Origin of the sequence: Thauera humireducens, assembly GCF_001051995.2 — a bacterium.
GTDB classification, from domain to species: Bacteria; Pseudomonadota; Gammaproteobacteria; order Burkholderiales; family Rhodocyclaceae; genus Thauera; species Thauera humireducens.
The window spans coordinates 677,751-692,969 of record NZ_CP014646.1 but is presented as its reverse complement, the minus strand read 5'-3'; the positions used below and the strand labels follow the sequence as shown (position 1 = coordinate 692,969).

The window sequence follows — 15,219 nt, the reverse complement described above, 5'->3', positions numbered from 1 at the left end:
GCGGTGCCCATCAAGGAATCCCTCATGCACCTGCACCCTGCCGATGTCCTGTTCGCCGGCGAAAAGCCCTTCCCCGCCCTGCCCGCGGTCGACCACTATGCGGGCGCCGAGAAACTGATGCTGAAGGCGCTCAAGCTGCAGCAGGAACTCGGCCCGGTGTTCGACATCACCTGCGACTGCGAGGACGGCGCCCGGGCGGGCGCCGAGGCCGAACACGCGCGCATGGTGGTCGACATCGTCAATGGCGCGGAGAACCATTTCGGCCGTGTGGGCGCTCGCATCCACGACATCACGCATCCGCACTGGGTGCAGGACCTCGAGATCCTCGTCGGCGGCGCCGGCAAGCGGCTGGCCTTCGTCACGCTGCCCAAGGTGCGCTCCTGCGCCGACGCAGCGACCCAGATCGCCGAACTGCGCCGGATCGAGGCCGCCTTCGCCACCAGGCGCACGCTGCCGGTTCACGTGCTGATCGAGACCCACGGCGCGCTGCGCGAGGCCTGGGAGATCGCCGCGCTCGACGGGGTCGAGTCGCTCGACTTCGGCCTGATGGACTTCGTCTCCGGCCACCACGGCGCGATTCCCGGCAGCGCCATGAAGAGTCCAGGGCAATTCGAACATCCGCTGATCGTGCGCGCCAAGACCGACATCGCCGCCGCCGCACTCGCCAACGGCGTGGTGCCCTCGCACAACGTCACCACCGAGTTGCAGGACGTCGCCGTGATTCGCCACGACGCCGAGCGTGCGCGGCGCGAATTCGGCTACCTGCGCATGTGGAGCATCCATCCGAACCAGATCCTGCCGATCATTGCCGCGATGCAGCCCGACTTCTCGGAAGTGGCGGAAGCCGCCGAGATCCTGATCGCCGCGCAGGACACCGCCTGGGGACCCATACAGCACAAGGGTCGCCTGCACGACCGCGCCTCCTATCGCTACTACTGGGAGTTGCTGCTGCGCGCCCGCCACACGGGCATGGAACTGCCAGACGAGGCGCGGCAACGCTTCTTCGCCCACTGAGCCCCCCGCCGCAGCAAGCTCACGCGGCGCCGTCGCGGATCCGCTCGACGCTTTCCAGAAACCCGGCCACGAGGGGCGACGTCGACTGCGCAGCCACCGCGATCGCCATGCGGAACTGCGCATCCGCCTCCTGCAGCGGCACGTAGCGCACACGCGGCATGCGCACCGATTCGAGCGGCGCGGGCAGCAGGGCGACGCCCAGCCCTGCCGCGACCAGCCCGATCTGCGTCGTTGCCTCGCGCGCGGTCTGCACGATGCGCGGCTCGAAACCGGCCTCCAGGCACAGCCGGCGCAGCACCTCGGGCAGATCGGTGCCGAGATCCGGCGGAAAGCTGACGAAGTCCTCATCCACCAGGTCGCGGAAGGACACCGACGCGGCACCCGCCAGCCGGTGTGCGGCATTCACCACGAGTCGCAGCGGATTGCGCGCGATCTCGCGCACCACGATCCCACGCGGCGCGGCGTCGGTCTGAAGGCGCACGAAGCCGACATCGAGCTCGCCACCGGCGATCGCCTCGAACTGGCGCGGGGTGAACATCTCGCGCAACTGGAGGCGGACACCCGGATAGCGCCGGCGATAGGCCTGCAGCGCATCGGGCAGCAGATCGGTGAACGGCAGCGAGGACGTGAAGCCGACGCGAAGCTCTCCCAGCTCCCCGCGCGCCGCGCGCTGCGTGTCGATCACGGCCGCCTCGACCGCAGACAGCACCCCGCGCGCATGCAGCAGCAGCCGTTCGCCCGCCAGCGTCAGGCTCACCCGGCGCTGGTTCCGGTCGAACAGCCGGGCGCCAATCTCCTCTTCCAGCGCCCGGATCTGGATCGACAACGGCGGCTGCCCGATGTGGAGGCGCGCCGCGGCACGGGTGAAGTTCAGTTCTTCGGCAACGGCCACGAAGTAGCGCAGATGTCGCAGCTCCATTCATATCTCTTCGATATCAATCACAGCGTTCGAATATATTGGACCCGCAGCGTCGCGACAACCTAGCATCACGACATCGCCAACCCGCACCCCCGGCCCATCCGCATGGCGCACACTGCCGCTTCATCCCCGACCGCCGACACCGCCCCCGCTTCGACCCAGCTCGAGGCCGGCACGCTCGCCTACCGGAACGCCAACCTCGCGATGTTCGTCGGCGGCTTCGCCACGTTCGCGATGGTGTACAGCACGCAGCCCCTGCTGCCCCTGCTGGCGGACGACTTCGGCGTGAGCGCGGCCAGTGCCAGCCTGACCGTCTCGGCCACCGCCGCCGGGCTGGCCTTGATGCTGATCCCGGGCAGCGTCCTCGCCGACCGGCTCGGCCGCCAGCCGGTCATGAAGATCGCGCTCGCCATGGCAGCCGTCCTCGCCCTCGCGACCGCCGCCGCTCCGGACTTCGCTACCTTGCTGGTGCTGCGCGCGCTGCTCGGCGCCGTGATTGCCGGCCTGCCGGCGGCAGCGATGGCATACATCGGCGAGGAGTTCGCTGCCAACGCGCAGGCGCGCGCCATGGGTCTCTACATCGCCGGCAACGCGCTCGGCGGCATGAGCGGGCGCTTCATCGCCGCCCTGCTCACGGATGTCGCCTCGTGGCGGATCGCGCTCGGCGTGATCGGCCTGCTGGGCCTGCTTGCCGCCTTCGTCTTCTGGCGCGGTCTGCCGGCCTCGCGCCACTTCCGCCCCCGGGCCGCCACGCCGGCACGCATCGTCGGCGACACGCTCGCCATCTATCGCGACGCGGGCCTGCCCTGGCTCTTCCTGACCGCATTCCTCGGCATGGGCGCCTTCGTCGGCCTCTACAACTTCCTGGGGTTCCGCCTGCTCGAAGCGCCCTACACGCTGGGCCAGACCGCGATCGGCGCGATCTTCCTGCTGTATCTGGTCGGCACCTGGGCCTCGGCGCTCAGCGGGCGTCTCGCCGAACGCTACGGGCGGCGCAACACCCTGTGGGTCATGGTGACGGTGATGGGCTCCGGCCTGGCCCTGACGCTGGCCTCGCCGCTGTGGCTGATCATCGCCGGGGTCGGCATCTTCACCTTCGGCTTCTTCGCCGCACACGCACTGGCGAGCGGCTGGGTGGGACGCCGTGCCGGCGAACGGCGGGCGCTTGCGTCGGCCTTGTATCTGTCGAGCTATTACCTGGGCGCCAGCGTGATCGGCAGCCTTGCGGGCATGGCCTGGAGCGCCGGACACTGGAATGGGCTCACCGCCCTGCTCGGCGCCTGCCTGCTGCTGACCGCCGCGGTCGCACTGCGGCTGCGCCGGCTGCCGGCCGCCTCCAACCGGGATTGAAGCGCGCTGTACCCAGTTGCGCCGCAGCCAGACTGCAATCTATTTGAGGTTGCCGGAAAGGAACTGCTTCAAGCGCTCGCTGCGCGTGTTGCCGAACACCTCTGCCGGCGGGCCGTATTCCTCGACGAGTCCCTGATGCAGGAACATCACCTTGCTCGAGACCTCGCGCGCAAAGCCCATCTCGTGCGTCACGACCACCATCGTGCGCCCCTCCTCGGCCAGCCCGCGCATCACCTTCAGCACCTCGCCGACCAGCTCGGGGTCGAGTGCCGAGGTCGGCTCGTCGAACAGCAGTACCGCCGGCTCCATCGCCAGTGCGCGGGCAATCGCCACGCGCTGCTGCTGGCCGCCCGACAGGTGCGCCGGATAGCTGTCCTTGAAGCGGGTGATCCCGACCTTGTCCAGGTAGGCCATCGCACGCTCCGTCGCCTCACGCCTGGACACGCCCAATACATGCACCGGCGCCTCGATCACGTTCTCCAGCACCGTCATGTGCGCCCACAGGTTGAAATGCTGGAACACCATCGCCAGCCGCGTGCGCAGCCGCTGCAGCTGCTTGGCGTCGGCCACGCGCAGGTGGCCGTCCTTGCCGGGCACCAGACGGATCTCCTCGCCCGCCACCTGGATGCGGCCGGCGTCGGGCTGCTCGAGGAAGTTGATGCAGCGCAGGAAGGTGCTCTTGCCCGAGCCGGACGAACCGATCATGGTGATGACGTCGCCGGCCTCAGCCGACAGCGAGACGCCCTTGAGCACCTCGTGGTCGCCGTAGCGCTTGTGCAGATCCTGGACGGTGAGTTGGGTCATGAGAGGTTTCCTCGAAGCGCGCGCTCAGGCGGCCTTGCGCGTCGTGGTGCGCGGCCGCAGGTGGGCGAGCCAGCGCCGCTCGGCAACGCGGAACAGGCCGACCAGCGCGAAGGTGATGCAGAGGTAGATCAGGCCGGCGAAGATGAAGGCTTCGAACGGCGCGAAGAACTGTGAATACGCATTGCGCGCGGCACCGGTGAGATCGACCAGGGTGACCGTCGATGCGATCGCCGTGCCATGCAGCATGAAGATGATCTCGTTGCTGTAGGCCGGCAGGGCGCGGCGCAGCGCACCCGGCAGCAGGATGCGGCGCAGCATGGTGTAGCGGCTCATGCCACAGGCGCGCGCGGCCTCGATCTCGCCATGCGGCATGGCGCGCAAGGCGCCGGCGATGATCTCGGTGGTGTAGGCGCCGGTGTTGAGCGCGAAGGTGATCAGCGCACAGCCGTAGGGGTCGCGAAACACCAGCCAGAAAGCGTTGCCGGCGTCCCACTGCGCTTGTATCCACTCGAACTGGCCGAGGCCGTAGTACATCAGCAGCAGTTGGACCAGCATCGGCGTGCCGCGGAAGAAATAGCTGTAGGCCCACACCGGGCCCGAGACCCAGCGCGAAGGCGACACGCGCAGCACCGCCAGCGGGATCGCGAGTACCAGGCCGGCCGCCAGCGACAGGACGGTGAGCTTCAACGTCAGCCACAGGCCGCCCGCATACGCCGGCCAGCTCTCGGCGAACAGACTCCATTCGATCATGCCGCCGCCCTCCGCATACCCACCGAGTAGCGTCGCTCGAGCCAGCGGAACAGCAGCCCGGACACCGCCGTCATCAGCAGGTAGAACACGCACACCACTCCGTAGAACAGGAAGGGTTCATGAGTCGTCCGCCCGGCCTGGTCGGCCAGCCAGGTGATGTCGGACAGGCCGATGATGGACACGAGCGCAGTGCTCTTCTGCATGACCTGCCAGTTGTTGCCCAGGCCGGGCAGCGCATACCGCAGCATCTGCGGGAACAGCACGCGATGGAAGACCTGCCAGCGGCTCATGCCGTAAGCACGCCCGGCCTCGAGCTGCCCCGCCGGCACCGCCATGAAGGCACCGCGGAAGGTCTCGGTGAAGTAGGCGCCGAAGATGAAGCCCAGCGTCAGGATGCCGGCGACGAATGGATTGACGTCGACATACTCGAGGCCGAGGGCGTCGGTGACGAGGTTGATGCCGACCTGGCCGCCGTAGAAGATCAGCAACATCATGACGAGGTCGGGGATGCCGCGCACCACCGTGGTGTAGAGCGTTGCGGGCAGGCGCAGCAGCGGATTGGGCGACAGTCGCGACGAAGCGCCGATCAGCCCGAGCACGAGCGCGAGCAGCAGCGAGAACACCGCCACGCGCAGCGTCACCCAGGCGCCATCGAGAAGGGAAGGAAGGTAGCCGTGGAGCATCGCAGAAGCCCTGTCCCGGACGCACGATGGCCGCGGACAGAAAGCAGAAACATGAAGGCGGCCGTCAGGCCGCCGGTTCGGATGCGAAGCGCCGCGGGCGCATCCTCACGCCCGCGTGCAGCCTCGGAATCACTCGCCGTAGATGTCGTAGTCGAAGTACTTCTTGCGGATCTCGTCGTACTTGCCATTGGCGCGGATCGCCGCCAGCGCCTTGTTGAGCTTGTCCTTGAGCTCGGCATCCTGCTTGCGCAGCGCGATGCCCACGCCTTCGCCGATCACGCCCTTCTCGTCCGCGTTGCGGCCGTGGTAAAGGCCACCGGCGAACTCGTAGTCGGCACCCGCAAGCTGTTTCAGGAAACCACCGTCGGCGACCAGTGCGTCCGCCCAGGCCGCGTCGATACGGCCGGCGGAGAGGTCGAGGTAGGCCTCTTCCTGGCGTGCATAGCGCACGATCGTCACGCCTTGCTCGGCCCAGAAACGGGTCGCGAAGCTGTCGGCCACGGTGCCACGCTGCACACCGATGCGCTTGCCCTTGATCAGGTTCAGCTCGGGCAGCAGGCGACTGCCCTTCTTCGCCACCAGCGCGAGCGGGGTCGCGTAATACTTGTCGGTGAAGTCGACGCGCTTCTTGCGCTCCTCGGTGATCGACATCGAGGCCGAGATCGCGTCGAACTTGCGGCTCAGCAGCGCGGGAATCATGCCGTCCCACTCCTGCTTGACCCACACGCACTTGGCGTTCATCTCCTCGCACAGGGCGTTGGCGATATCCACGTCCAGGCCCTGGACCGCGCCGCTGGTATCGACCGTGTTGAACGGGGGGTATGCCCCTTCGGTCGCGAAACGGATGGTGCTCCAGTCCTTTGCCATCGCGCCCTGGGCGGCCAGGGCCAGCGCGGCGAGCATCAGTGTGCGTCGAATCATGTGGAGTCCTTCATCTTTGTTTATCGCGGCATTCTAACCGCTGTCCCCGCCGGGCTGCTTGCGGATTTCACCACAGCGGGCCATGTTGCAATGCGCAAAAACCATTGATTCAACGCAGCTTTTCCGCCAGCTCCTGCGCAAGGGCGTCGGCGGCCGGAGGGTGGAAGCGAAAGAACAGCTCGGGCTCGACCAGTTCGAGTTCCATCAAGCGGTAGCCGCCGGCTTGTGCGCGAACGAAATCCACGCGCGCATACAGCGGCAGCGCCGGGCATGCCGCCACCGCCGCCTCGGCAAAGGCGCACTGCGCCGCATCCGGCGCATGCGGGTGCACGGTACCGCCATGGTCGTCCTGCACGCGAAAGTCGCCCGCGCGCGCCGTCTTGCGGATCGCATGCGTCGCGCGGCCGGCGATGACGATCAATGACAGTTCGCCCTCATTCACGATCGCCGGTTCGAAACGCTGCACCATCATCGCCTCGTCGGCCACGCAGCGTGCGAACACGGGCTCGTGCTGCGCCAGCGAGGCCCGGTTCGCGCGGAACGTGAGGCGCGCAGCGCCCGAAACCGCGGGCTTGAACACGATCTCGTCCCAGCCCTCGGCCTCCATGATCGCAGCCAGCGATACGGCATCGCCCCGCTCGACGAAGCGGGTCGGCACGATCGGCACGCCTCGCGCAGCGAGCTCGGCGAGATAGTGCTTGTCCACGTTCCAGCGGATCAGGGGCGCGTCGTTGAAGAGTCGTGTCGCGCCCGAAACGCGCTCGAGCCACGGCGCGAATTCGGTGAAGCGGTCGAAGTAGTCCCAGGTCGAGCGGAACAGGACGCCGCGACATTGCGTCCAGTCCATGTCGCCATCGGACCAGGCCCGGCGCTCCACCCGAAGGCCGTGCGCCTCGAGCGCGGCCGCGACGAGGCCCTCCTCGCGCGCGATCTGGGCCTGGTACCAGTCGTCGAGGTCAGGGTGAACGTAGCGATCCTCGGTCAGGATCACGACGTCGATCGGCTTTGCATGCATGGGCGGCCTGTGGCGTAATCGGGGGCCGCGATTCTAGCAAGACTCCTGCAGGCCCTCGCCCATGCCCACACCGCCCCCGACCTCCGTTCCGCTCTCGATCCTCGATCTGGCGCCCATCACCGCCGGCAGCACGCCGGCCGATGCGCTGCGCAACACGCGCGAACTGGCCCAGCTCGCCGACCGTAGCGGCTACACCCGCTACTGGCTCGCGGAGCATCACAACATGACTGGCATCGCCAGCGCGGCCACCGCAGTCGTCATCGGCCACGTGGCCGGCGCGACCCAACGCATCCGCGTCGGGGCAGGCGGCATCATGCTGCCCAATCACGCGCCGCTGGTGATCGCCGAGCAGTTCGGCACCCTCGAATCCCTGTTTCCCGGTCGCATCGATCTCGGACTGGGGCGCGCGCCCGGAACCGATCAGCTCACCGCCCGCGCGCTGCGCCGCAACCGCATGGGCAGCGACGACAGCTTCCCGCAAGACGTGATCGAGCTGCAGTCCTACTTCAGGCCAGTGCAGCCGAACCAGGCGGTGCAGGCCGTGCCCGGTGCCGGATTGCCGGTGCCGATCTGGCTGCTCGGCTCCAGCCTCTACAGCGCGGAACTCGCTGCCCATCTCGGCCTGCCCTTCGCCTTCGCGTCCCATTTCGCGCCGCGTTTCCTCGACCGCGCCATCGAGCTCTACCGCAGCCGTTTCCAGCCATCCGAAGCCCTCGATCGGCCCTACGTCGCGGTCGCCGCCAACGCCATCGCCGCCGACAGCGACGCCGAAGCACAGCACCTGATGGGCTCGCTGCGACTGCGCTTTGCCGCCATGGCCCGTGGCGTGCGCGGCCAGCTGCCACCGCCCGAGGCCTTCGTCGAAACCGACTGGACGGCGGCCGAACTCGCCTTCGCCGACGAATCGCTCGCCTGCTCGGCGGTCGGCGCGCCGACCACAGTACGCAGCCAACTGCAGGCGCTGATCGCGCAAACCGGCGCCGATGAGCTGATCCTGACGGCGCAGATCTTCGAACACGCAGCCCGACTGAAGTCGTTCGCGCTGGTCGCCGACGCCTGGGGGCTCGCGGGGACCGCCAGCTGACGCGCCCGGCTGCCGGCGCGAGCGCTCAGGACGCGGGTTGACGCGCCGCCCAGCGCGCGAAGATCTCCGCCAGCGCCGGCAGCCCCTCGCGAATCGCCACCGGCCCCGGCGCCAGGATCAGCGCCGACTTCACCTCGTGCAACTCGCCGTCGCGCACGGCGGGGACGCTTTCCCACCCCGCCCGCGCAGCGACCCGTTCCGGCCGGAAGCGCTTGCCGCACCATGAACCGATGACGATGTCCGGCGCCCGCCGCGCCGCTTCCAGCGGATCGGCGAGAATGCGCTGCGCTGCACCCGGATGACGCGCACGCTCGGCAAACACGTCCTCGCCGCCGGCGATCGCGATCAGCTCCGACACCCAGCCCACCGCACTGATCGGCGGCTCGTCCCACTCCTCGAAATACACCCGCGGCCGCCGCGGCAGCGCAGCGGCCCGCGCGCGCGCCGCATCCATCGTCGCCTCCAACTCCGCCACCAGGTCCAGCGCACGCTGCGCCGCGCCGACCAGGCGGCCGATCGTCTCGATCATGGCCAGGATGCTCTCGATGCTGCGCTGGTTGAACACATGCACCGTCACGCCGGCCTTGATGAGGTCACGCGCGACGTCGGCCTGCATGTCCGAAAAGCCCAGCACCAGATCCGGTTCGACCGCGAGGATCTTCTCCAGGTCACCACTGGAGAACGCGAACACCTTCGGCTTCTCCTTGCGCGCGCGGGGCGGAATCACGGTGTAGCCGCTGATGCCGGCAATTCGATCCTCCTCGCCGAGGGCGTAGAGAACCTCGACGGTCTCGGTGGTCAGGCAGACGATGCGTGAAGGAAGGCGAGCGGTAGTCATGTGCTGAGTTTCTGTGTGTCAAGTCTGTTCGCCGGCATACACCCGGACCTGGTTGCGGCCGCCGGCCTTGGCCGCGTAGAGGGCGTGATCGGCCTGTTTCAGCACCGCTTCGGCGCCGGCCGAACTGAGCGCAGCGAGACCGATGCTGACGGTGACCGTCACGCCGTCCTCGCCCCCCTCGCCAATCTCCGCCGACGATTCTGCGATGCGCGCACGCAACCGATCGGCGAGCAGGCGGGCATCCTCCAGTCCCACGGCGAGAAGCAGCGCCGAGAACTCCTCCCCGCCCAGCCGGGCGGCCACGTCCTGCTGGCGCAGCCCATTGCGGATGAGGCTGGCGACATGGCACAGCACCCGGTCCCCCGCAGCATGGCCGTAGGTGTCGTTGACGCGCTTGAAATAGTCGATGTCGATCATCAGTAGCACCCCCTGGCGCCCGGGGTTGCTGCGCAGCGCCGCGGTCGCCGCCTCCAGGCTGCTCATGAAGCTGCGCCGGTTGGGCAACGCGGTCAGCGCATCGGTCGAGGCCAGCGTCGCCAGCATCGTCTCCCGTTGCTTGCGGTCGGATACGTCGCGCACCAGCCAGACTCGCCCGAGTTGGGCGTCGTCGCGCATGATCGGCACCCAGTCGATCTCGAACGTACGACCGTCGCCATCAGTGAGCTCGACCGAGCGCCGGCGCTCGCCGTCGCGGCGGGCATCGGGAACGTGCAGCCAGGCGGCCCGCTGCGGTCCGATCCGGGCACACAGCGCCTCGTGCGTCAGGCCCTGCAGCGCATCCGGATCGTCGCCGAGGCCCAGCAGTTCGCACATGCCGCGATTGACGATCGTCACCCTTCCCGTCGCGTCTTCCATCAGCACGCCCCCGGGGAAGCGTTGCAGCAGCGTGGTCAGCCGCAGCCGTTCGGCATCCAGCGCAAGCTCGACGGCGTGGCGCTCGGTGATGTCCGCCAGAGTACCGGCGGCGCGCAAGGGCATCCCGCTCTCATCCCTTGCCACCACCCGCCCGCGGTCGAGCACCCAGATCGTCTCGCCGTCGCGGCGCAGCATGCGGTAGGTAGCGTGGTACTGACGGGTCTCGCCTCGCAGGTGAGCATCGAGCGCCGCATGCACCCGATCGCGGTCGCCGGGGTGGATGTTGGTGTACCAGGTCGCGAAATTGGGCGCGGCCTCGCCGGGCGCATAGCCGAGTATCCTCGCCCACTGTGCGTTACAGCGGTTCTCGCCGGTCACGCAGTTCCAGTCCCAGGCACCGAGTCCGCCCCCCTGGAGGGCGAAGTCGAGTCGCTCCCGGGCTTCCGCCAAGGCTGCGGTCTGACGGCTCTTCAGCAGGAACAACCGCGTGATCCACTGCGCCGCGAGCAGCAGCGCCACAGTGGTGAGGAGGTTGTACAGTCCGCTGCTCCGCACCGAATCGCGCACCGTCGCCATCGCCACCGACTTGCTGAGACCGAGGCTGACGACGAGCGGCCGGTCCGGCACCCGGCGCCATGCGTAATAGCGCTCCACGCCGTCGACGGGTGCGACGACGTCGTAGAAGCCATGCCGTATCGCGCGGTCCTGCAGGAAGCTACGGTCGTCCGGCACCTTCTTTCCCAGCACGCCCTCGAGCAGATGCGAACGCGCGATGTAGGCGCCGTCCTCACGCAACAGCAAGGCGACATCCGCCGGGTCGGGGAAGATCTCGCGCAGGGCCTGCGACAGGTGTTCCGCCGACACCGAGACGACGATCACCCCCCTGATCTGCCCATCGCGGAGCACGGGCCGCGACAGCTGCACGGTCCATTGGCCCGATATGCGTCCGAGGACCGGATGACTGATGTGCAAGGCCGGCTCGACGCGCTTGAGGTGTACCGCGAAATGCGGCCGGTCCGCGATCGAGACTTTCGTCGCCGCGGCGGTGGCGCCCGCGGGCACGAGGCTGGAAAAGAGGATCTCTCCGCGTTCGTCGGCGATTGCGACCTGCACCACGGCGCCCTCGGGCAAGGCCCCCTGCGCGACGGCGACGGTGCGGCGGAACGTCCGCTCGTCCTCCGCCAGCCAGCTTTCCCCGAGCTGCAGCGTCAGGTAATCCAGCTTCTCGATCATGGTGCTGACCTGCAGCGCCAGCGCGTGCACCGTCTGCTCCGCACGCAACCTGACATTGGCCTCGACCTCGTCGAGCTGAGACTGGTGCGTCTGGCTCAACTCGAACCAATACACGCCCAGGCAGAGCAGGATGGCCATCCAGCCGGCAAGGGCGCGCCACAGGGCACTACGCGGGAGAGGAAGCACCACATCGGTGCGACGGTGGTAGAGCAGGAGCTTGGAGAGCAAGGGATCGTGGGCGCCCACGGAGGGGCGTCGTCATTTTTTCCGAATGATAAACGATGGCCTCACGTCCAGCCGTTACCGGCGCCCGTGACACCGCTCAATCGGGTTCGGTGGATGCAGAAAAGACAACGCCCCCGGGCGCACGATGCGCACCGGGGGCGTCGTCGGGGTCCGGTCGAGCCGGACCGGTCAGGCTGGGATCAGACCGTCACGGTGTCCGCCACACTGCGGAACTCCTCGATCTGGTCGAAGTTCATGTAGCGGTAGATGTCGGCGGCCTTCTTGTTCACCACTTCCACCTGCGCCATGTACTCGGCCACGGTCGGGATCTTGCCCATCAGCGCGCACACCGCAGCCAGCTCGGCGGAACCCAGATAGACGCGGGTGTCGATGCCGAGGCGGTTCGGGAAGTTGCGCGTCGAGGTCGACATCGCGGTACTGCCCTTGCGGATCTGCGCCTGGTTGCCCATGCACAGCGAGCAGCCCGGCATCTCCATGCGGGCGCCGGACTTGCCAAGCACGCCGTAGTAGCCTTCCTCGTTGAGGATCATCGCGTCCATCTTGGTGGGCGGGGCGATCCACAGGCGGGTCGGGATGTCGGACTTGCCGTCCAGCACCTTGCCCGCGGCGCGGAAGTGACCGATGTTGGTCATGCACGAGCCGATGAAGACTTCATCGATCTTGTCGCCGGCGACTTCGGACAGCAGCTTCACGTCGTCCGGATCGTTCGGGCAGGCAACGATCGGCTCCTTGATGTCGGCGAGGTCGATCTCGATCACCGCAGCGTACTCGGCGTCGGCATCGCCCTTCAGCAGTTCGCCGTTGGCGATCCACTCTTCCATGGCCTTGATGCGGCGGCCCAGGGTGCGCTTGTCTTCGTAGCCGTTGGCGATCATCCACTTCATCAGCGTGATGTTCGAGTTCATGTACTCGACGATCGGCGCCTTGTTGAGGTGGACCGTGCAGCCGGCGGCGGAGCGCTCGGCCGAGGCGTCGGTGAGCTCGAAAGCCTGTTCGACCTTCAGGTCCGGCAAGCCTTCGATCTCGAGGATGCGGCCGGAGAAGACGTTCTTCTTGCCCTTCTTCTCGACGGTCAGCAGGCCGGCCTTGATCGCATACAGCGGAATGGCGTTGACCAGATCGCGCAGGGTGACGCCCGGCTGCATCGTGCCCTTGAAGCGCACCAGCACCGATTCCGGCATGTCGAGCGGCATGACGCCGGTCGCGGCGGCAAAGGCCACCAGGCCGGAGCCGGCCGGGAAGGAGATGCCGATCGGGAAGCGGGTATGGCTGTCGCCGCCGGTGCCGACGGTATCGGGCAGCAGCAGGCGGTTGAGCCAGGAGTGGATGACGCCGTCGCCCGGACGCAGGGACACGCCGCCGCGGGTGCTGATGAAGCTCGGCAGCTCGCGGTGCATCTTGACGTCGACCAGCTTCGGGTAGGCGGCGGTGTGGCAGAAGGACTGCATCACCAGATCGGCGGAGAAGCCGAGGCAGGCGAGGTCTTTCAGTTCGTCACGGGTCATCGGGCCGGTGGTGTCCTGCGAGCCGACGGTGGTCATCTTGGGCTCGCAGTAGGTGCCCGGACGGATGCCCTGGCCTTCCGGCATGCCGCAGGCGCGGCCGACCATCTTCTGCGCCAGCGAGAAGCCCTTGCCGGAGTCGGCGGGCGCCTGCGGCAGGCGGAACAGGGTCGAGGGCGGCAGGCCCAGCGCTTCGCGCGCCTTGGTGGTGAGGCCACGGCCAATGATCAGCGGGATGCGGCCACCGGCGCGCACTTCGTCGAGGATCACCAGGGTCTTGAGCTGCGATTCGGCGATCACGGCGCCGTTCTTGAGCGCGGTGACCTTGCCGGAGGCGTGATCGACCTTGAGCTCGATCTCGTCGCCCATGTCCATCTGACCGGCGTCGATCTCGATCGGCAGCGCGCCGGCGTCTTCCATGGTGTTGAAGAAGATCGGGGCGATCTTGGAGCCCAGGCACACGCCGCCGAAGCGCTTGTTCGGGACGAAGGGGATGTCCTCGCCGGTGAACCACAGCACCGAGTTGGTGGCGGACTTGCGCGACGAACCGGTACCGACCACGTCACCGACGTAGGCGACCAGGTTGCCCTTGGCACGCAGGTCTTCGAGGAACTTGACCGGGCCGCGCACGCCGGCTTCTTCCGGCTCGATGCCCGGGCGCGGGTTCTTGAGCATGGCCAGCGCGTGCAGCGGGATGTCGGGGCGCGACCAGGCGTCCGGCGCGGGCGACAGGTCGTCGGTGTTGGTCTCGCCGGTGACCTTGAACACGGTCAGCTTCTGCGAAGCCGGGACTTCCGGGCGGCTGGTGAACCACTCGGCGTCGGCCCACGACTGCATGACGGCCTTGGCGTTGGCGTTGCCGGCAGCGGCCAGTTCCTTGACATCGTGGAAGTAGTCGAACATCAGCAGGGTCTTCTTCAGGCCCTCAGCCGCGACCGCACCGACTTCGGCGTCGGCGAGCAGGTCGATCATCGGCTTGATGTTGAAGCCGCCCAGCATGGTGCCGAGCAGCTCGGTGGCCTTGGCGCGCGACACCAGGGCACAGGCTTCTTCGCCCTTGGCGACCTTGGCCAGGAACTCGGCCTTGACCTTGGCGGCGTCGTCCACGCCGGCGGGCACGCGATAGGTCAGCAACTCGACGAGGAAAGCCTCCTCGCCAGCGGGGGGGTTCTTCAGCAGAGCGACCAGCTCGGTGACCTGCTGCTTGCTCAGCGGCAGCGGCGGGATGCCGAGGGCGGCACGTTCGGCGACATGGGCACGGTAGGCTTCAAGCACGGCGACTTCCTCACTTTTCGTGGCGGTGTTCAGGGCTCCGCACGGGGATCGCCCGCGCGAATCGGAAAGAATTATATGTCTTTTATAAGACTTGCGGTGCAGTGCAACACCCGCGCGAAGGAAGCGGGCGCAAAAAATCTTTTGAATTCTACTCCTGCAGCGTGCAGGTTCGTCACACGCGCGTATCGTTTCGGGATGTGACCGGAAGCATACTGCGCACGAACCATCGCACCTTGTGCGGGCAACGTGCCCGTACCCCATCTCACCCCACCCTAATCTCATGAAACCAGCCTCATCCTGCCCCTGCGGCTCCGGCCACCCCCTCGAAGCCTGTTGCGGACCGATCATCGCTGGCCAGACGCCCGCCGGCGACGCAAGAACACTGATGCGCTCGCGCTACACGGCGTTCGTGCTGCAGCGCGGCGACTACCTGCTCGCCACCTGGCACCCGGACACGCGCCCGGCGAACCTCGAGCTCGACGAGGAGCCCCGTCCGAAATGGATCGGGCTCGAGGTCCGCCGAACGGCCACCATCGCCGGTCGCGAACCGCCCGCCGCGGAGGTCGAGTTCGTCGCGCGCTACCGTGTCGGCGGCCGCGCCCACCGCCTCCACGAGACCAGCCGCTTCCTGCGGCAGGACGGCCGCTGGTACTACGTCGACGGCATCATCCACGACTGACGCAAGCGCTGTGGGCACGCGCATAATCCGATCATCGACCGCCCATCTGCG

At 67.8% G+C, this 15,219-nt stretch carries 13 protein-coding genes; 4 read left to right on the top strand and 9 right to left on the bottom strand.

The window, feature by feature from the left end:
• The first annotated feature begins 24 nt into the window (after window positions 1-24).
• The gene (locus AC731_RS03280) at window positions 25-1,014 is read left to right on the top strand and encodes an HpcH/HpaI aldolase/citrate lyase family protein (RefSeq protein ID WP_048709214.1); all 990 of its coding nucleotides are present in this window, start codon (window positions 25-27) and stop codon (window positions 1,012-1,014) included.
• A gap of 19 nt (window positions 1,015-1,033) precedes the next feature.
• On the opposite strand, the gene AC731_RS03275 is transcribed toward AC731_RS03280, so the two are convergent.
• The gene (locus tag AC731_RS03275) at window positions 1,034-1,933 is read right to left on the bottom strand and encodes a LysR substrate-binding domain-containing protein (RefSeq protein ID WP_048709213.1); all 900 of its coding nucleotides are present in this window, start codon (window positions 1,931-1,933) and stop codon (window positions 1,034-1,036) included.
• Window positions 1,934-2,137: 204 nt separating this feature from the next.
• On the opposite strand from AC731_RS03275, the gene AC731_RS03270 reads away from it, so the two are divergent.
• Entirely contained in the window at window positions 2,138-3,283 is a 1,146-nt protein-coding gene (locus AC731_RS03270; RefSeq protein WP_048710543.1) for an MFS transporter, read from the top strand.
• Between the two features lie 39 nt (window positions 3,284-3,322).
• Here the strand turns inward: AC731_RS03270 and AC731_RS03265 are convergent, their stop codons facing one another.
• The 5 genes from AC731_RS03265 to AC731_RS03245 form a co-directional block, all read right to left on the bottom strand.
• Complete coding sequence (locus AC731_RS03265) at window positions 3,323-4,087, bottom strand: ABC transporter ATP-binding protein (RefSeq protein WP_004253493.1); 765 nt, start codon at window positions 4,085-4,087, stop codon at window positions 3,323-3,325.
• Between the two features lie 24 nt (window positions 4,088-4,111).
• On the bottom strand, window positions 4,112-4,837 hold the full coding sequence (locus AC731_RS03260) for an ABC transporter permease (protein WP_004253490.1): 726 nt from the start codon (window positions 4,835-4,837) through the stop codon (window positions 4,112-4,114).
• Window positions 4,834-5,520: an ABC transporter permease gene (locus tag AC731_RS03255; RefSeq protein WP_048709211.1), complete on the bottom strand. Its 687-nt coding sequence runs from the start codon at window positions 5,518-5,520 to the stop codon at window positions 4,834-4,836. The genes AC731_RS03260 and AC731_RS03255 overlap by 4 nt, the downstream gene beginning before the upstream one ends.
• A 129-nt stretch (window positions 5,521-5,649) precedes the next feature.
• A complete protein-coding gene (locus AC731_RS03250; RefSeq protein WP_048709209.1) occupies window positions 5,650-6,441 on the bottom strand; it encodes an ABC transporter substrate-binding protein in 792 nt (263 codons plus the stop codon).
• Window positions 6,442-6,550: 109 nt separating this feature from the next.
• The gene (locus AC731_RS03245; RefSeq protein WP_048709208.1) at window positions 6,551-7,456 is read right to left on the bottom strand and encodes an ATP-grasp domain-containing protein; all 906 of its coding nucleotides are present in this window, start codon (window positions 7,454-7,456) and stop codon (window positions 6,551-6,553) included.
• Window positions 7,457-7,517: 61 nt separating this feature from the next.
• On the opposite strand from AC731_RS03245, the gene AC731_RS03240 reads away from it, so the two are divergent.
• Window positions 7,518-8,540, top strand: a complete 1,023-nt coding sequence (locus AC731_RS03240) for an LLM class flavin-dependent oxidoreductase (protein ID WP_048709207.1) — start codon at window positions 7,518-7,520, stop codon at window positions 8,538-8,540.
• Window positions 8,541-8,565: 25 nt separating this feature from the next.
• Here the strand turns inward: AC731_RS03240 and AC731_RS03235 are convergent, their stop codons facing one another.
• The 3 genes from AC731_RS03235 to acnB all read right to left on the bottom strand — a co-directional run bounded on the left by AC731_RS03235 (window position 8,566) and on the right by acnB (window position 14,489).
• Entirely contained in the window at window positions 8,566-9,378 is an 813-nt protein-coding gene (locus tag AC731_RS03235) for an ABC transporter substrate-binding protein (RefSeq protein ID WP_048709206.1), read from the bottom strand.
• A gap of 18 nt (window positions 9,379-9,396) precedes the next feature.
• Window positions 9,397-11,712, bottom strand: coding sequence for a diguanylate cyclase (locus AC731_RS03230; RefSeq protein ID WP_048709204.1), 2,316 nt, complete (start codon window positions 11,710-11,712; stop codon window positions 9,397-9,399).
• 179 nt (window positions 11,713-11,891) lie between these two features.
• Window positions 11,892-14,489 (bottom strand): bifunctional aconitate hydratase 2/2-methylisocitrate dehydratase, encoded by a 2,598-nt coding sequence (gene acnB / locus AC731_RS03225; protein ID WP_004253469.1) that lies wholly within the window; start codon window positions 14,487-14,489, stop codon window positions 11,892-11,894.
• A 280-nt stretch (window positions 14,490-14,769) separates the two neighbouring features.
• Between acnB and AC731_RS03220 the strand changes: the two genes are divergently transcribed.
• Window positions 14,770-15,168, top strand: coding sequence for a YchJ family protein (locus tag AC731_RS03220; RefSeq protein WP_048709202.1), 399 nt, complete (start codon window positions 14,770-14,772; stop codon window positions 15,166-15,168).
• Window positions 15,169-15,219 lie beyond the last annotated feature (51 nt).

Coding starts and splice junctions, on each gene's coding strand:
- AC731_RS03270 (WP_048710543.1), top strand. CDS start 2,138: ATGTTCGTCGGCGGCTTCGCCACGTTCGCGATGGTGTACAGCACGCAG.
- AC731_RS03280 (WP_048709214.1), top strand. CDS start 25: ATGCACCTGCACCCTGCCGATGTCCTGTTCGCCGGCGAAAAGCCCTTC.
- AC731_RS03240 (WP_048709207.1), top strand. CDS start 7,518: ATGCCCACACCGCCCCCGACCTCCGTTCCGCTCTCGATCCTCGATCTG.
- AC731_RS03250 (WP_048709209.1), bottom strand. CDS start 6,441: ATGATTCGACGCACACTGATGCTCGCCGCGCTGGCCCTGGCCGCCCAG.
- AC731_RS03235 (WP_048709206.1), bottom strand. CDS start 9,378: ATGACTACCGCTCGCCTTCCTTCACGCATCGTCTGCCTGACCACCGAG.
- AC731_RS03245 (WP_048709208.1), bottom strand. CDS start 7,456: ATGCATGCAAAGCCGATCGACGTCGTGATCCTGACCGAGGATCGCTAC.
- AC731_RS03265 (WP_004253493.1), bottom strand. CDS start 4,087: ATGACCCAACTCACCGTCCAGGATCTGCACAAGCGCTACGGCGACCAC.
- AC731_RS03255 (WP_048709211.1), bottom strand. CDS start 5,520: ATGCTCCACGGCTACCTTCCTTCCCTTCTCGATGGCGCCTGGGTGACG.
- AC731_RS03220 (WP_048709202.1), top strand. CDS start 14,770: ATGAAACCAGCCTCATCCTGCCCCTGCGGCTCCGGCCACCCCCTCGAA.
- AC731_RS03260 (WP_004253490.1), bottom strand. CDS start 4,837: ATGATCGAATGGAGTCTGTTCGCCGAGAGCTGGCCGGCGTATGCGGGC.
- AC731_RS03275 (WP_048709213.1), bottom strand. CDS start 1,933: ATGGAGCTGCGACATCTGCGCTACTTCGTGGCCGTTGCCGAAGAACTG.